18 protein-coding genes are annotated in these 15,610 nt (G+C 66.2%); 12 read left to right on the top strand and 6 right to left on the bottom strand.

Annotated elements, in window-relative coordinates; translation table 11 throughout:
• Positions 1-96: 96 nt before the first annotated feature.
• The 3 genes from AC0WRY_RS19820 to AC0WRY_RS19810 all read left to right on the top strand — a co-directional run bounded on the left by AC0WRY_RS19820 (position 97) and on the right by AC0WRY_RS19810 (position 2,206).
• Positions 97-1,026, top strand: a complete 930-nt coding sequence (locus AC0WRY_RS19820) for a hypothetical protein (RefSeq protein ID WP_491120578.1) — start codon at positions 97-99, stop codon at positions 1,024-1,026.
• 107 nt (positions 1,027-1,133) lie between these two features.
• Positions 1,134-1,730 (top strand): TetR/AcrR family transcriptional regulator, encoded by a 597-nt coding sequence (locus AC0WRY_RS19815; protein ID WP_194402474.1) that lies wholly within the window; start codon positions 1,134-1,136, stop codon positions 1,728-1,730.
• Between the two features lie 11 nt (positions 1,731-1,741).
• On the top strand, positions 1,742-2,206 hold the full coding sequence (locus tag AC0WRY_RS19810; RefSeq protein WP_194402473.1) for a PaaI family thioesterase: 465 nt from the start codon (positions 1,742-1,744) through the stop codon (positions 2,204-2,206).
• A 37-nt stretch (positions 2,207-2,243) separates the two neighbouring features.
• Here the strand turns inward: AC0WRY_RS19810 and rplI are convergent, their stop codons facing one another.
• The 4 genes from rplI to rpsF form a co-directional block, all read right to left on the bottom strand.
• Positions 2,244-2,840 carry a 50S ribosomal protein L9 gene (rplI, locus tag AC0WRY_RS19805; RefSeq protein WP_194402472.1) on the bottom strand — a complete coding sequence of 199 codons (597 nt, stop codon included), beginning with the start codon at positions 2,838-2,840 and terminating at the stop codon, positions 2,244-2,246.
• 50 nt (positions 2,841-2,890) lie between these two features.
• Complete coding sequence (locus AC0WRY_RS19800; RefSeq protein ID WP_194402471.1) at positions 2,891-3,868, bottom strand: DUF2232 domain-containing protein; 978 nt, start codon at positions 3,866-3,868, stop codon at positions 2,891-2,893.
• 131 nt (positions 3,869-3,999) lie between these two features.
• Positions 4,000-4,239 (bottom strand): 30S ribosomal protein S18, encoded by a 240-nt coding sequence (rpsR, locus tag AC0WRY_RS19795; RefSeq protein ID WP_007592020.1) that lies wholly within the window; start codon positions 4,237-4,239, stop codon positions 4,000-4,002.
• A gap of 5 nt (positions 4,240-4,244) precedes the next feature.
• A complete protein-coding gene (gene rpsF / locus AC0WRY_RS19790; RefSeq protein ID WP_008133548.1) occupies positions 4,245-4,748 on the bottom strand; it encodes a 30S ribosomal protein S6 in 504 nt (167 codons plus the stop codon).
• A 336-nt stretch (positions 4,749-5,084) separates the two neighbouring features.
• On the opposite strand from rpsF, the gene AC0WRY_RS19785 reads away from it, so the two are divergent.
• From AC0WRY_RS19785 to gmk, 9 genes are all read left to right on the top strand, one after another.
• Complete coding sequence (locus AC0WRY_RS19785; RefSeq protein ID WP_194402470.1) at positions 5,085-5,774, top strand: TetR/AcrR family transcriptional regulator C-terminal domain-containing protein; 690 nt, start codon at positions 5,085-5,087, stop codon at positions 5,772-5,774.
• A gap of 3 nt (positions 5,775-5,777) precedes the next feature.
• A complete protein-coding gene (locus AC0WRY_RS19780; RefSeq protein ID WP_194402469.1) occupies positions 5,778-6,803 on the top strand; it encodes a fatty acid desaturase family protein in 1,026 nt (341 codons plus the stop codon).
• Between the two features lie 201 nt (positions 6,804-7,004).
• Complete coding sequence (gene fabD / locus AC0WRY_RS19775) at positions 7,005-7,964, top strand: ACP S-malonyltransferase (protein ID WP_194402468.1); 960 nt, start codon at positions 7,005-7,007, stop codon at positions 7,962-7,964.
• Positions 7,965-8,031: 67 nt separating this feature from the next.
• Entirely contained in the window at positions 8,032-8,769 is a 738-nt protein-coding gene (gene fabG, locus AC0WRY_RS19770; protein ID WP_027557576.1) for a 3-oxoacyl-[acyl-carrier-protein] reductase, read from the top strand.
• 312 nt (positions 8,770-9,081) lie between these two features.
• A complete protein-coding gene (locus tag AC0WRY_RS19765; RefSeq protein ID WP_008130699.1) occupies positions 9,082-9,321 on the top strand; it encodes an acyl carrier protein in 240 nt (79 codons plus the stop codon).
• A gap of 108 nt (positions 9,322-9,429) precedes the next feature.
• Entirely contained in the window at positions 9,430-10,695 is a 1,266-nt protein-coding gene (gene fabF / locus AC0WRY_RS19760; RefSeq protein ID WP_212066089.1) for a beta-ketoacyl-ACP synthase II, read from the top strand.
• A gap of 123 nt (positions 10,696-10,818) precedes the next feature.
• Positions 10,819-12,093 carry an endolytic transglycosylase MltG gene (mltG, locus tag AC0WRY_RS19755; protein WP_194402466.1) on the top strand — a complete coding sequence of 425 codons (1,275 nt, stop codon included), beginning with the start codon at positions 10,819-10,821 and terminating at the stop codon, positions 12,091-12,093.
• 115 nt (positions 12,094-12,208) lie between these two features.
• Positions 12,209-13,096, top strand: coding sequence for a YicC/YloC family endoribonuclease (locus AC0WRY_RS19750; protein WP_491120562.1), 888 nt, complete (start codon positions 12,209-12,211; stop codon positions 13,094-13,096).
• A 3-nt stretch (positions 13,097-13,099) separates the two neighbouring features.
• Positions 13,100-13,759: a guanylate kinase gene (gmk, locus tag AC0WRY_RS19745; RefSeq protein WP_194402464.1), complete on the top strand. Its 660-nt coding sequence runs from the start codon at positions 13,100-13,102 to the stop codon at positions 13,757-13,759.
• Here the strand turns inward: gmk and AC0WRY_RS19740 are convergent.
• Both AC0WRY_RS19740 and AC0WRY_RS19735 read right to left on the bottom strand, forming a co-directional pair.
• Entirely contained in the window at positions 13,692-14,933 is a 1,242-nt protein-coding gene (locus AC0WRY_RS19740; protein ID WP_491120560.1) for a hypothetical protein, read from the bottom strand. The genes gmk and AC0WRY_RS19740 overlap by 68 nt on opposite strands.
• A gap of 128 nt (positions 14,934-15,061) precedes the next feature.
• A complete protein-coding gene (locus AC0WRY_RS19735; RefSeq protein ID WP_491120558.1) occupies positions 15,062-15,586 on the bottom strand; it encodes a hypothetical protein in 525 nt (174 codons plus the stop codon).
• Positions 15,587-15,610: the final 24 nt, after the last annotated feature.

Here is a 15,610-nt window from a genome sequence, read left to right as displayed (position 1 = left end):
AGGCTGCTTCCATTCGCGGCTCAATCGGATAAAAGGTGACCCGCCGCCGTGCCGGAGGCCGGCTGCACCTCTCGGAATTCAATGGAGATGATGGGAATGTCGAGCCGAGCGCTCAGCCTCGCGACGGTACTGCTTCTGATGGGCTTCGGCGCGGCCGATACCGTTTTTGCGCAGGCGACCAACCTCGAGGCCGGCAAAAGCCCGTCCCAGATTTTCTCGCAGACCTGCACTGCGTGCCACAAGAGCCCGCGCGGACTTCTGAAGTCCGTCGCGCCGGGTTCGCTGCCGGGCTTCCTGCGCCAGCACTACACCACGAGCTCGGACATGGCGGGCATTCTCGCCTCCTATCTCGTCTCCAACGGTGCCACCGACACCCGCTACCAGGCCAAGGACGGCAAGAAGGACGGCGCCAAGGAAAAGGACGCGAGCACCAATCCCGAGCATCAGGGCCGCCGTCCGCGTGCCCAAGACGCCAAGCCGGAGGGCGAGGCCGCTGCTCCCGCCGCGGAAGGGGCGCGCCAGAAGCGTGCCGCGCGTCCGGCCGAGGAAGGCGCGAAGCCCGAGGGCCAGGCTGCGCCCGAAGGACGCAAGGGCAAGCGCCGCGCCAAGCCCGGGCATGAGGAAGCCCCGAAGGTCGATGCCGCCGCGCCGGCCACCGAAGAAAAGAAGAGCGAGCCCAAGACGGAGACTGCCAAGCCTGAGATCGTCAAGCCTGAGATCGTCAAGCCTGAGACCAAGCCCGACGAGAAACCGGCTGAGTCCAAGCCTGACAGCGCCAAGGTCGAACCCCGCGGCAATGAGACGCCGGCGCTGCGGTCCGATCCGGTCCCTCCGGTCACGCCCGCCGCGAAGCCGGCCGAGCCCACCAAACCGGCGGAAGAGGCGGCTCCCAAGCCTGCCGCGCCGGCTGCCAGCTCTGAACCGGCGGCCAAGCCGCAGGAGCCGGCACCGCCCGCGACCGCTGCAGCTCCGCCTGCAGCGCCGGCCGAATCTTCCGGCCCCCCGACGCCGCCGATCTCGCGCTAAGCCAGCCCGTTTTTGATCGACCTGCGGAGGCCGCATTCGTCGCGGCCTCCCCATTGTATTGACCGGCGCTAGAGTAGTGCTCTAGAGTAATGCTCTAGGAGGCTCCGATGACGGCGAGCGTGCGGGACGATTTGTTGGCAGCGGGTCTCGTCGTGTTCGACCGCGTCGGCTTTGAAGCCGCGACGGTCGCCGCGATCCGCAGCAAAGCGCGGGCCTCCAATGGCAGCTTCTTTCACGCCTTCGGCTCGAAGAAGGAGCTTGCCGGTGCGCTGTTCCTGGAGGTCTTGCGGCACTATCACGCCGCGGTGCTGGCCGCGCTCGATCCCGTGCCCGGTGCGGAACAGGGCATCGATCGGCTGATCCGGGCCCATCTCGACTGGGTGGTGACCAGCCGGCGCGAGGCGCGCTATCTCTTCGAGATTTCGCGCAGCGAGTGGGGCGAGGACATCCGCGACGCCCAGCGCGCGCAGAATGGGCGCCTCGCCGAAGGCATCGAGCGCTGGCGCGCGCCGCTGATTGCAAGCGGTGAGCTCTTGCCGATGACGCCGGCGATGTTCGTCAGCCAGCTCATCGGTCCGGCGCAGATTTTCTGCCGCGCCTTTCTGTCGGGACGCGACCGCGCCGATCCGCGCGCCGAGGCCGACACGCTGATCGCCTGCGCCATCCGCGCGCTGCGGCCATACGATCGCATCAACAAGCAATAAGGAGAGACTGCATGCGCGAAGCGGATCCGGAATTTGCGCCGATTGCCAAGCACATCCATGCCAATGTCGGCCGCCAGGGCTTCATGAACCTGGTCGGCGCCGAGCTCTCGGAGTTGACGCGCGGCACCTGCACGATTGCCGTGGATCGCCGGCCGGAGCTGCTGCAGCAGCACGGCTTCTTCCACGGGGGCGTCACCGCCTTCCTGGTCGACAACGCCACGACGATCGCAGCCGCCACCTCGCGCGGCCAGCCGGCGCTCACGGCGGAATACAAGCTCAATCTGCTCTCGCCCGCGGTCGGCGAGAAGCTGATCTGCCGGGCCCGCGTGATCAAGCCGGGCCGTCAGGTCTCGGTGGTTGCCGCCGACGTGTTCTGCGTCAGCGACGGTGTCGAGAAGCACACGGCAACGGCGCTGGCCTCGATCGCGATGTTGAGCGAGGACGTCGCTGCGAAAACGAAAAGCCCGGCCGCCTGAGGCAGCCGGGCTTCGCGGTCTCGCGCGAATGCGAGGCTTACTTCTCTTCCGCGGCCGGCGCCGGCTCGACGTCGGGCTCGGCTTCCGGATCGAAGAACTCGCCGGCGGCGGCGATCGCCTCGGCGGCCGCGTCGCGGTCCTCGTTGCGGGTCGAGATGTCCTCGCCACGGTTGATGCGCTCGGCCTCGTCCTGGCTGCGCGCGACGGTCACGGTGATCTCGACCTCGACCTCGGGGTGAACTGCGACGATGACCGTGTGCTTGCCGATGGTCTTGATCGGCGCGTCGAGCTGCACCTGCGGACGGTCGAGGTGGACGCCGTCGGCCTCGAACGCCATGACGATGTCGCGCACCGTGACCGAGCCGAACAGCTGGCCGGCTTCCGAGGCCTGACGGATCACGATGATGTTCTTGTCCTTGATCTTCTCGGCGACCTTGGACGCCTCGCCCTTGGCCTGCAGGTTGCGGGCCTCGAGCTCGGCCTTCATGCCGTCATACTTGGAACGGTTGTCGGCGGTGGCGCGCAGCGCCTTGCCACGCTTGAGCAGGAAATTGCGGGCATAGCCGTCGCGAACCTTCACGACTTCGCCCATCTGGCCGAGCTTGTTGACGCGTTCCAGCAAAATGACTTCCATATTCGTTCTCCTTTTGAAGTGGTTTGTAGGTTTCAGTTCCGGTGGTTGACTTAAGGGGTCGGCAGTGGCGGCGGCTGCCGGCTGCGCAGGAAGCGCTCGCGGAAGCCGAACATGGCGTCCGCAAGGCCGAGGATCACCATCGCGATCACGGGCCATCCGAACACGACCACGACGGCGTAGGTCGAGCCGAGCCAGAACGTGCGGCTCTTCAGCGCCAGCGTCAGCGTATGCAGCACGGCGAAGCCGGTCAGCGCATAGCCCATCATCAGCGCGGCCGCGGCGATCTGGGCGGCGATCGCGAGCAGCCCGCCGGTGAAGCAGAAGGCGAGCGCGATGCAGAGCCCCACCAGCGTCATCGGCGGCAGCTCCGCCGTCTTCATGTCCGGCCACGGGCGCCGCAGCCGGCCCGACGTCGCGGTGATCTTGGCGCTGAGCCAGAGGTTGAGGGTCAGCGTCATCATCGCGATGACAGTGGCCCCGGCCGGCGCGATGCGCACCAGCGCGTCGACGAACTGACCGGCTTCGCCGGAGCTCTGCGGGTCGGTGGCGCGGAGGAGGCGCATCAGGCCGCGCCGCAACGTGCCGAGGATGGTTTCGGCATCGGTCCCGAGCGTGAGCAGGGCGGCCATCGTGGTCAGCGTGGCGAAGCCCGCGAGCCATAGCAGGATGCGGCCGACCGGATACCATTCGAGTTCAGGCGCGGCGGGAGGCTGGGTAGTCGCGTCTGGCGTGACCGGTCCCACAGGACGGCTGAGCAGGACGAGATGGCCGAGCCACCACGCGGGCAGCGCGACGGTGACGGCGAAGGCGATGCAATAGGGCAGGCCGAACAGGGCGCCGAGGCAGACCGCGGCGGCGATGCCGCCAAGGCTCGCGCAAAGCGGTCCCCAGCCGATCGCGGCGACCATCAGCGGCAGCGGGGCGAGATAGAACAGGACGAGCGAGATCAGCGCGCCCGAAATGATCGAGGCGAACATCAGGGCCGACGCTGCGCCGGCGATCAGGCCAATCAGTGCAAAAGCCATCATCAGCTGTCCCGCTCCCTTCGAGCGGTTAGAGGCCACTTGCCCCAACCATCGGCGACCGGACGACCCGGAAGCCTTATGAGTTCGAAAAAGTTGCGACCGGCGGCTCAGGGCCGCCGGCCGAATTGGTCGTGTTAACGAATGACGTAGGGCAGCAGGCCCAGGAACCGCGCGCGCTTGATGGCGCGGGCGAGCTCACGCTGCTTCTTCGCGGACACCGCGGTGATGCGGCTCGGCACGATCTTGCCGCGCTCGGAGACGTAACGCATCAGCAGCTTGGAGTCCTTGTAGTCGATCTTCGGAGCGTTGGCGCCCGTGAACGGGCAGCTCTTGCGACGACGGAAAAACGGACGGCGTGCACCAGCTTCAGCCATTGGTCTTACTCCCCATCCGTCGTGGTGGTTTCAGCGTCTTCGCGCGGACGGCGCGGGCCGCGATCACCGCGGAAGCCACCACCGTCGCGATCGCCACCGCGGAAACCGCCTTCACGGTCGCCACGGAAACCGCCGCCTTCACGATCGCGGAAGCCGCCGCCACGGTCGTCACGCTCGCGGTCGCGATCGGCCTTGCGCATCATCGCGGACGGGCCTTCCTCAAGCTCCTCGACGCGGACGCTGAGATAGCGGATCACGTCTTCGCTGATGCGCTCCTGGCGCTCGATCTCGGCGATCGCCGCGGACGGCGCGTCGATGTTGAGCAGCACGAAGTGCGCCTTGCGGTTCTTGTTCATGCGATAGGTGAGGGAGCGCACGCCCCAATTCTCGGTCTTGGTGACCTTGCCGCCGAGCCCCTCGACGATACCGGTCATCTGCGCAGTCAGCTCTTCGACCTGCTGCGTGCTCGCGTCCTGACGCGCGAGAAAGACATGCTCATAAAGAGCCATGGTGGTCCTTTCCTCATGTTGGCGCATCGCCCGGCGTCAAGCCCTTAAGAGGCCTTCGGAAAGGACTCTGGGATTAAGCTCAGAAGGCGGAAACACGGGACGACGGGCCGACTGGCCCTGCCACACCAAAATCACGAATGATTTGCTGAGACCGTCCGTTCAGCTCCCGGCCGGGGTCTGCGGATGCGCGCCTTATACGGATTTTGACCGGCTTTGCAAGGTTGAGGGCTGGATTTCGGCTCGGATCGCCCAGATGGCCGGCGCCGTCCTCCAATACCAACCCATCTTGATTTCTTTGTTTGTATATCATACAAACAACTCGGCGGAGAGATCCCAATGGCGGAAAAGTCGGTCCATGAAGCGGTTGAGGCGGGCGATCCCAAGCACGCCGCGCGGGCGACGCGCTCCGCCGGCCGCAAGATGCGCTCGCTGCTGCTGGATGCGGCGAGCCCGCTGTTCCGCGAGCGGGGGCTCTCGGGCACGGCGATCGCCGACATCGCGGCTGCCGCCGACGCCTTCCCGAGCCAGATCACCTATTACTTCCGCACCAAGGAGGCGCTGTTCGTCGAATGCGCCTGCCGCGATTTGCTGTATCTGGCGCGCGCGACCGAGCAGGCGGCGCTGCAGGCGCGCACACCGCGGGACTACACGCATGCGCTGGCGCAGACCGTGACGGCAAGCGATTCCGTCGCCTTCTTCGCCGAAGCCCTGACATTGACGCGCCGGCGCCAGGATCTGGCGCCTCTGGTCGAGCGCACGATTGAGCGCCTGCACGGTGAAGGCGCACGCGCCTATGCGAGCCAGGTGGCGCGGCACGGCTGGCGCTCGCTGCGGGCGCCCGACGAAAGCTCGCGGCGTTTCTGGGCCGTCGCCATCGGCGTCATTCTCGAAGGCTACGCGATGGGCCGTTCGCCCGAGGCGCTTTGCGCCGAGATGCTGCGGGTGCTCGGTGAGCAGGCGAAATCCACCGACACGGCGCGCCTGCGCCTCGTCGACGACGCGTCACATTCGAATGAAGAGGGGTAGGCCATGACCGCGCTTCGCATGCGTGCCCGCGATTTCCTGACCGACGACCAGCTCGCCGACGTGCGCCAGCGCGTGACCTGGAAAGGCGTTGCGCTGATCGCGCACGCCTGGGCGCTGATCGTTGGGGCGGTTGCGCTGGTCGCCTGGTGGCCAAATCCCGTCACCTATGTTCTCGCCGTCGCCATCATCGGCTCGCGCCAGCTCGGTCTTGCGATCCTGATGCATGACGGCGCACATGGCTGCCTGTCCGCGGACGAGAAAACCAATCTGACCCTGAGCCAGTGGTTCTGCGCCTATCCGCTGTTCGCGGAGACGCGCAGCTACCGGCGCTACCACCTGCAGCATCATGCGCGCACCCAGCAGGAGGATGATCCCGACCTCGTTCTGTCGGCGCCGTTTCCGATCACGAAGCTGAGCTATCGTCGCAAGTTCATTCGCGACATCACCGGACAGACCGGCTACCAGCAGCGCAAGGCGCAACTGCTCAACGCGCTCGGTGCGAAGGACTGGCCGTGGCGTCAGCGCCTTTCGCATTTCTGGGACAAGCTCGGTCCGCAATGCATCGTCAATGCCGCGATGTTCGCCGCGTGCGTGGCGGCCGGCGTGTGGTGGGCCTATCCGCTGCTCTGGCTGGTGCCGCTGTTGACCTGGATGATGGTCATCACCCGCATTCGCAACATCGCCGAGCACGCCGTCGTCCCCGACAGCCGCGATCCCTTGCGCAACACCCGCACCACGCATGCCAATGTTCTCGAGCGCCTGTTCATCGCGCCGTACTACGTGAACTATCACCTCGAGCATCATCTGCTGTTCTATGTGCCCTGCTACAATCTGCCGAAGGTGCACCGGCTGCTGAGCGCAAGCCGGCATGCGGACCGCATGGAGGTGCAGCCGGGCTATGCCGCCGTGCTGTGGCTGGCGACGGCGAAGCCTGACGGGGACGACCGGCCGGGGCAGCTGGTGAACAGCGCGCGCCGTGCCCAGGCGGGGGCGAAGGTCGATGCCAACCAGACCGCCGGCGGGTTTTGACCGGCGATCCCCAGTTGAATGCCGGGGCGGGTTCCCATCTCGGCTTGACAGTCCGGCCCCGGACAGTGTCTACGGCCCCCTTTGGAGCGTGATCCGGAACCATGGCCGAGGGAGCTATGGCCAGGGAACCAGATATCAAGGCCGCGCGTAATCGGCTGCTGGTTCTTACGAGGGATCGTGCCCGACAAGCAGGGAGCGCCGATGACGGCAGCATTCACATTTCCGGGGCAGGGGTCCCAGGCGGTTGGCATGGGCAAGGCCCTGGCTGACGCCTTTCCGGTGGCGCGCGCCGTGTTCGACGAGGTCGATGCCGCGCTGTCCGAGAAGCTGACGGCGATCATCTGGGATGGTCCGGCCGAAACCCTCCAGCTCACCGAAAACGCCCAGCCGGCGCTGATGGCGGTCTCTGTCGCCACCCTGCGCGTGCTAGAGGCCGAGGCCGGAGTTTCCGTGGGACGAGACGCGGCCTTCGTCGCCGGTCATTCGCTCGGTGAATATTCGGCACTGGCTGCGGCGGGCAGCCTGACGCTTTCCGATACCGCCCGTCTGCTTCGCACCCGCGGTCTCGCAATGCAAAAGGCTGTCCCGGTCGGCGCCGGCGCAATGGCCGCGCTGCTCGGTCTCGACTACGAGGCCGCCATGGAGGTCGCCAATGAGGCGGCCCAGGGGCAGGTCTGCCAGGCCGCCAACGACAATGGCGGCGGGCAGGTGGTCGTCTCGGGCGACAAGGCCGCGGTTGATCGCGCCGTCGAGATCGCCAAGACCAAGGGTGCCAAGCGCGCGATGCTGCTGCCGGTGTCCGCACCGTTCCATTGCAGGCTGATGCAGCCCGCCGCCGACGCCATGGCGGAGGCGCTCTCGAAGGTCACGATCAAGGCGCCGGCCGCCCCGCTGGTGTCCAACGTGCTGGCGAGCGCAATCACCGACCCCGACGAGATCCGCCGCCGCCTGGTCGAGCAGGTCACGGGCACGGTGCGTTGGCGCGAGTCGGTTGCCTATATGGCAGGACAGGGCGTCACCCGCTTCTTCGAGATCGGCGCCGGCAAGGTGCTGACCGGTCTCGTCAAGCGCATCGCAGACGGTGCCGTCGGCGTTGCGGTCGGCGGCCCCAACGACATTGCCGCCGCCAAGGATGCATTGGCCGCCGCGAAGCAGGCTTGAGTTTACGCACGATCATTCCGGAAAACCGCTGCACACTTTTCCGGATCGTGCATTGGAGGAGTTATCGATGTTCGATCTGACTGGCAAAAAGGCGCTCGTCACCGGCGCCACCGGCGGCATCGGCGGCGCGATCGCGCAGGCGCTGCACGCGCAGGGCGCCACCGTCGCGATCTCAGGGACACGCAAGGAAGTGCTGGATGAGCTTGCCGGCAAGCTCGGCGAGCGCACCCACGTGCTGCCCTGCAATCTCTCCAAGGCCGACGAGGTCGAGGCGCTGGTGCCGGCTGCGGAAGCCGCGATGGGCCAGGTCGACATCCTCATCGCCAATGCCGGCATCACGCGCGACAATCTCTTCGTGCAGCTCCGCGACGAGGATTGGGAGGAGGTCATCAACGTCAATCTGACCGCGACCTTCCGCCTCGCGCGCGCCGCGACCAAGCTGATGATGCGCAAGCGCTTCGGCCGCATCATCGCCATCACCTCGGTGGTCGGTGTCACCGGCAATCCCGGACAAGGCAACTACACCGCCTCGAAGGCGGGCCTGATCGGCATGATCAAGACGCTCGGGGCCGAATACGCCAAGCGCGGCGTGACCGCGAACTGCATCGCGCCCGGCTTCATCAAGACGCCGATGACCGACGCGCTCAACGACAAGCAGCGCGAAACGATTCTGACCAAGGTTCCGGCCGCCCGTCTGGGAACGCCCGAGGACATCGCCGCGGCCGCCGTGTACCTGAGTTCGAACGAAGCAGCCTACGTCACCGGCCAGACCATCCACGTCAACGGCGGCATGGCCATGATCTGAAGCCCTCGTTCCGCACCGCCCAGATCGGCGGCGCGGATGTGGCAAACGGCCGTTTCCGGAGCGAAATGAGGCTTGTAGTCAAGGCAATTGAAGTGTGATAACCGGACCTTCAACGGATGGGCAAAGAACGCCATTGCAGGTTTTTGAAACCCTGTATATTGGCGATGCGGAGCCTTGGCCGTCGTTCGCCGGGCCCTGTATCGGTTAGGATGGGGCCAAATCAAGTTCGTAAGCGAAGGCAAGTAACACGACCACGACGGCTCGTATCGTCCCGGGGGGTCGGGTCTACAGGGAACAACACGAGGTTATGCAATGAGTGACATTGGCGAGCGGGTTAAGAAGATCGTGGTCGAACACCTTGGTGTTGAACCCGAGAAGGTTGTCGACGCTGCGAGCTTCATCGACGACCTCGGCGCCGACAGTCTGGACACCGTCGAACTGGTGATGGCGTTCGAAGAGGAATTCGGTTGCGAGATTCCGGACGACGCCGCGGAAACGATTCTCACCGTCGGCGATGCCACGAAGTTTCTCGAGAAGAACGCGAAGAGCTAAGGCTCTTCATTTTCGCGGGGACAACATTGAAACCGGACGGGCCGCTTCGCAGCGGTCAGCCGGTTTCTTGTTATTGGCCGTGAATCTTTCGATGCGGAGTTTTCTGACATGAGGCGGGTTGTCGTCACTGGTCTCGGCATGGTGTCGCCGCTCGGCTGCGGCGTCGAACCGACCTGGAAACGCATCCTCAACGGCGAAAGCGGCGCGCGCCCGATCGAGAGCTTCGATGTCTCCGATCTTCAGACAAAATACGCCTGCACCGTCGTGCGCGGCGACGGCAGCAACGGCACCTTCAATCCCGACAAGTGGATGGAGCCGAAGGACCAGCGCAAGGTCGACGACTTCATCATCTTCGGCATGGCCGCAGCCGGCCAGGCGCTCGACGACGCCAACTGGCATCCCGAGACCGAGGAGGACAAGTGCGCGACCGGCACCATGATCGGTTCCGGCATCGGCGGCCTTAGCGGCATTGCCGAGACCGCGCTGCTCCTGAAGGAACGGGGACCCCGCAAGGTATCGCCGTTCTTCATTCCGGGCCGCCTGATCAATCTCGCCTCCGGATATGTGTCGATCAAGCACGGGCTGAAGGGCCCAAACCATTCGGTGGTCACGGCCTGCTCGACCGGCGCGCATGCGGTCGGCGATGCCGCCCGCCTGATCGCGCTGGGGGACGCCGACGTGATGGTCGCAGGCGGCGCCGAGTCGCCGATCAGCCGCATCGGTATCGCCGGCTTCAACGCCGCGCGCGCGCTCTCGACCGGCTTCAATGAGACGCCCGAGAAGGCCTCGCGTCCCTACGACAAGGACCGCGACGGTTTTGTCATGGGCGAGGGCGCCGGCGTCCTCGTGCTGGAAGAGCTCGATCACGCCCGGCGCCGCGGCGCGAAGATCTACGCCGAGGTGATCGGCTACGGTCTGTCGGGTGACGCCTATCACATTACGTCGCCGTCGCCCGATGGCGATGGCGGCTTCCGCAGCATGTCGGCCGCGCTCCGGCGCGCCGGCCTGACGGCATCCGATCTCGACTACATCAACGCGCACGGCACCTCGACACCGCTCGGCGACGAGATCGAGCTCGGTGCCGTCGAGCGCCTGCTCGGCAATGCCGCCTCCAAGGTCGCGATGTCGTCGACCAAATCGTCGACGGGTCATCTGCTCGGCGCGGCCGGTGCGATCGAAGCGATCTTCGCCATTCTCGCGATTCGCGATAATGTCGTGCCGCCGACGATCAACCTCGACAATCCGTCGGTGGAGACCGCAATCGACCTCGTGCCGCACACGGCCAAGAAGCGTGAGGTCAATGTCGCCTTGTCGAACTCGTTTGGTTTTGGCGGTACCAATGCGTCGGTGATCGTCCGGCGTTTGGCCAGTTAGCTTGAGTTTGAGACGAATCCACCGTTTTGCCGTATTCGGCGATAGTCATGGACGTGGGCGTGCATTTGGCGCGGCAGGCGATTGCCGAGCCGCTATTGAACCGGCAGGATTCAGGTTGTTTCGATGAGTGAAAGGCCGCCCATTTCGCCCCGGAGTCCGCGGGCAGCGCTCGAGCCTGAACAGCTCCCACCGCCGCCGAAGCGATCGGACCGTGCGCGCAATCCCTTCGTGGTCGTCGGCAACGCCATCATCACCCTTCTGCTGATCGCCATGCTCGGCGCCGGCGGCGTCTATTATTACGGCCGGCAGGTGCTGGAATCGCCTGGGCCGCTGAAGGACGACAAGATCGTCAACATCCCGCAGCGCGCGGGCAAGCGCGACATCGCCGAGACACTGAACCGGGAAGGCGTGACCGACGTCAATCCCTGGGTGTTCATCGCCAGCGTCGCCGCGCTGAAGGCAAGCTCGGACCTCAAGCCGGGTGAATATGCGTTCCAGAAGAACGCTTCGCTCCGCGACGTCATCGCCACCATCGTCGAAGGCAAGGTGGTGCAGCATGCCGTCACCATTCCGGAAGGTCTGACCTCCGAGCAGATCGTGGCGCGTTTGTCCGACAACGACATCTTCACCGGCAGCGTGCGCGAGTTGCCGCGCGAAGGCACGCTGCTGCCGGAGACCTACAAATTCCCGCGCGGTACCCCGCGCGAGCAGGTGGTCCAGCGCATGCAGCAGGCGCACAAACGTGTGCTCGCCGAGATCTGGGAGCGTCGCAATCAGGACATTCCGGTCAAGTCGCCGGAGCAGCTGGTGACGCTGGCCTCGATCGTGGAGAAGGAGACCGGCAAGCCCGACGAGCGCAGCCGCGTCGCCGCGGTGTTCGTCAATCGCCTGAAGCAGCGCATCAAGCTGCAGTCCGATCCGACCATCATCTATGGCCTCGTCGGCGGCAAGGGCACGCTGGGCCGCCCGATCAAGCGCAGCGAGATCACGCAGCCTTCGCCCTACAACACCTATGTGATCGAGGGCCTGCCGCCGGGCCCGATCTCCAACCCCGGCCGCGCCTCGCTGGAGGCCGCCGCCAATCCGGCCCGCACCCGCGACCTCTATTTCGTCGCCGACGGCACCGGCGGGCACGCCTTCACCGAGACCTACGACGCGCACCAGAAGAACGTCGCCAAGCTGCGCGCGATGGAAAAGCAGATCCAGAACGATACGGTCGAGCCGGCCGAGGACGCGGCGCCGCCCGCTGCCGCCGCGCCCGGGACCGTCGATACGCCGACGGCGACCACGCCGGCGCGGCCCAATCAGCAGAAAAAGCCGCCCGCGGCGCGCCCCGCAGCTCCGCCGCCGGCGCGGCAGGGCGCGGTGCAATCCTCGCCGCCGGTGGTCCAGCGCTAGGCGCGTTGCAGATCTGCCTGCGGACTTTGCGGATTCCACTTTCCTGCAAAATAGTCTTAAGATTCGCGTGGCTTGATGCCCCCGCGAATCCCGCGTTTCTGGAGAAATTGACCTGATGGCGCTGTCGTCCATGACCGGCTTTGCTCGAAGCCACGGCGCAAGCGGGCCGTACACGTTCGAATGGGAATTGAAGTCGGTCAACGCCAAGGGCTTTGATCTCAGGGTGCGGCTGCCGCAGGGCTTCGACGAGCTCGAGGCGCACGCCAAGAAGCGCGCCGGCGAGCTTTTGTCGCGCGGCACAGTCTACGCCAATCTCACCGTCAAGCGTGCCAACGCCGCAGCTTCCGTGCGCGTCAACGAGGACGTGCTCAACGCCGTCCTGAAGGCGGCGGCTGTGATCGCCGGCAAGGTCGACGCGGTGGCCCCGAGCATCGACGGCCTGCTTGCGATCAAGGGGGTCGTCGAGGTCGCCGAGCCCGAGGGCGACGAGGAAGAGGACAAGGCCGCGCGCGCTGCCGCCGCCGAGGCCTTCGACAAGGCGCTCGATGAGCTCGTCGCGATGCGCAAGCGCGAAGGTACTTCGCTGGGGCAGATCCTGACCCAGCGGGTCGACGAGATCGAGCAATTGGCGAAGAAGGCGGAAGGCGCGCCCGGGCGGAAGCCTGAGGCGATCAAGGCACGGCTTGCCGAGCAGATCGCCGCGCTGCTTGACACCTCCGATCGCTTCGACGCCGACCGTCTGATGCAGGAGGCGATCCTGATCGCCACCAAGGCCGACATCCGCGAGGAGCTCGACCGCATCGCATCCCACATCGCGCAGGCGCGTGAGTTGATCGGCAAGGGCGGTCCGGTCGGCCGCAAGCTCGACTTCCTGGCGCAGGAGTTTCACCGCGAGGTCAACACCTGCTGCTCGAAGTCGAACGACATCGAGCAGACCAATACGGGGCTCGCCATGAAGAACGTGGTCGAGCAGTTCCGCGAGCAGGTCCAGAATCTGGAGTGATCGATGACATCAGGCGGTCACGGAACTGACGGTGTCGAACGGCGCGGCTTGATGTTCGTGCTGTCCTCGCCCTCGGGCGCGGGCAAGACCACGCTGTCGCGGATGTTGCTCGAGCGCGAGCCGGGCTTGAAGATGTCGGTATCGGCGACGACGCGGCAGATGCGGCCGGGCGAGGTCGAGGGGCGGGACTATTTCTTCGTCAGCAAGCCCAAGTTCGAGACGATGGTGGAACAGGACGAGCTGCTCGAATGGGCCACCGTCTTCGACAATCTTTACGGGACGCCCCGTGCGCCCGTTGAAGCGGCACTATCGGCCGGGCAGGACGTGCTGTTCGACATCGACTGGCAGGGCACGCAGCAACTGCACCAGAAAGCAAGCATCGACGTCGTTCGCGTCTTCATCCTGCCGCCCTCGGCGGCCGATCTCGAGAAGCGGCTGCATTCGCGCGCGCAGGATTCCGACGAGGTGATCCGCAAGCGCATGAGCCGCGCCAGCCACGAGATGAGCCACTGGGCCGAGTACGACTACATCGTCATCAACCACAATGTTGATGAGGCCTTCGCTGAGGTGCAGTCGATCCTGAAGGCCGAGCGCCTCAAGCGCGAGCGGCGGATTGGCCTCGTTGGTTTCGTGCGAGGTTTGCAAGGGCAGCTTCAGGGCTAGGCTGCGGCAGCCGCGGCCCTTGCTTCGCCAGCCGTTCCAGCATTGCGGTGATCACGTCGACGTCGACGGCCTCCTCGGCCTGCACGTCTTCATCATGATCGAGCGCGTCGCGGGCAGCGGGCTTTTTGTCGTCGGTCTCCTTGGCCGCGAGCCGCGGCGGCGCCGCCTCGATCTCGAACGCGCCGTTGAAGATGTCGGTCTTGTCGAGCGCTGCGGCCTTGTTGCGAAGGGAAGCGGATTGGGCGGCGATCCGGCCGATCTCCTTGGTGAAGGCGGCGAGTTGCGCGGTCTGCGGTGGCCGTGCTTCGTCGAAATCGACCGGGCGCGGCTGCGTACGCGGCGTGACGGCTGGCGTCGCACCGACCCAGGGCGCGCGGCTTCCGTCATGATCTTGCGGTGTCCATTCGTCCCAATGCCCGCGACGGTCGGCGGCCTGGACGCGGACGCGTCCGCCGGCGAAGCGGTAGATCAGGCTGGCGAGGATTCCCGCGAGTGCCAGCGCGCCGCCGATCACGAGCAACAGCATCTGGACCGAGCCGCTGGGCTTGTCGGTCGTGCTGTCTGTTGCAGCGGGCGGGAGCAGAGCAGGGGATTTTGACGGCTTTGCTTTCGACTGCGCAGCTGCTGCCCCCATGGCATTTGCCGGCTGGGGCTCTGGCGTGGTGGAGGCTGCCGAGACATCGGGCCACGGAGTGGCGACGGGAGCTTGCTGCGCGCTGCCATCAGCAGCCTGGTTCCCCGGTTGTTGTGTCGGCGGCGGGGAGGTCTGTGTGGCCGGCGCAAACGCGTCCGGCGCCTTGGGGGCCGCACGCGGCCCCGCATATTCGGCACGCGCGTCCTGCACGGTCTGCGGCGGCGGTGCTGATAAATCCGGTGGCGCGTCGGCTGCGGCCTCGGCGGTCTGCGCAGCCTTCGCGTTGTCCTTGCCGCCCGCGGCGCGCAAATACCAGCACTGCCGCTTGGTCGCGCGGTCAAGACGATAGTACCAGTGCTGTCCCTGCGGCGCTGCGCCCTTTGGCGAGGCGAGACAGTCGGCGGCCGCGTTGGCCGTGCTCGGTGGGTTCGGCGCGTTCTGCGACATTGCGGCCAGTGGCAAGCCGGCAATGACGCTGCCGACCAGCGCGGATACGAATTTTGCGGTGCGGTTGCCCATCCTGGTCTCCCGGTTACGCATGACGCAACTCTTAACCAGCCCTTTGTCATCAAAGACTTGGGTGGCAATGAGCCGCAAATCCGGAGAGGATGTGGCTTGAATTGGGCCTGCGGGGCGGTTGTTCCGCGGCGAAATCGGGCGTCTTGCGGCTACTGTTTCGCCGAGCTCCAGGTTCCGCCGCAGCCGTCGGAGCGACGCCATGTGCCGGAACCGCTGCGCGAGCCGAGGCGTCCCGATCCGGTGAAGGTCACGCCGTCGCCTTGACCCACCGTGCTCACCGCGCCGCTCGGGCTGACGGTGCCGGTGACGCCCTGGCCGATGACCTTGCCCGAGGAGACCACGACCGCGCCGGACGTGGTGCCGCCGCAGCCGACGCTGGTGACCACCCAGGCGCCGTCAAAGCCACCGCCGCCACCGCCGCCACCTCCGCCACCTCCGCCGCCGCCGCGCCGCGACGACGAGCGCGGCTCTTCAGCCGGCCTGCTCCGGCGCGCCGACGGCGTGGGCTCGGCCGAGCGGTCCGAGGAACGATCCTGGCGCGAGCCGGACAGCGACTTCTCGTCATTGCCGATCGCGCCCCCGGCGCTGCCGGACTGGGCGAAGGCGCAAGGCGGAGCGAGGGCGACGGTGAGGAGGAAAGCGATGGCGATGGGGCGGACGACGGCAATGGGCATGAGCAAGAATCCAGCAAGAATCCA

Source organism: Bradyrhizobium sp. T-12 (assembly GCF_058314695.1).
This window is presented reverse-complemented; position numbering and strand designations above follow the sequence as displayed.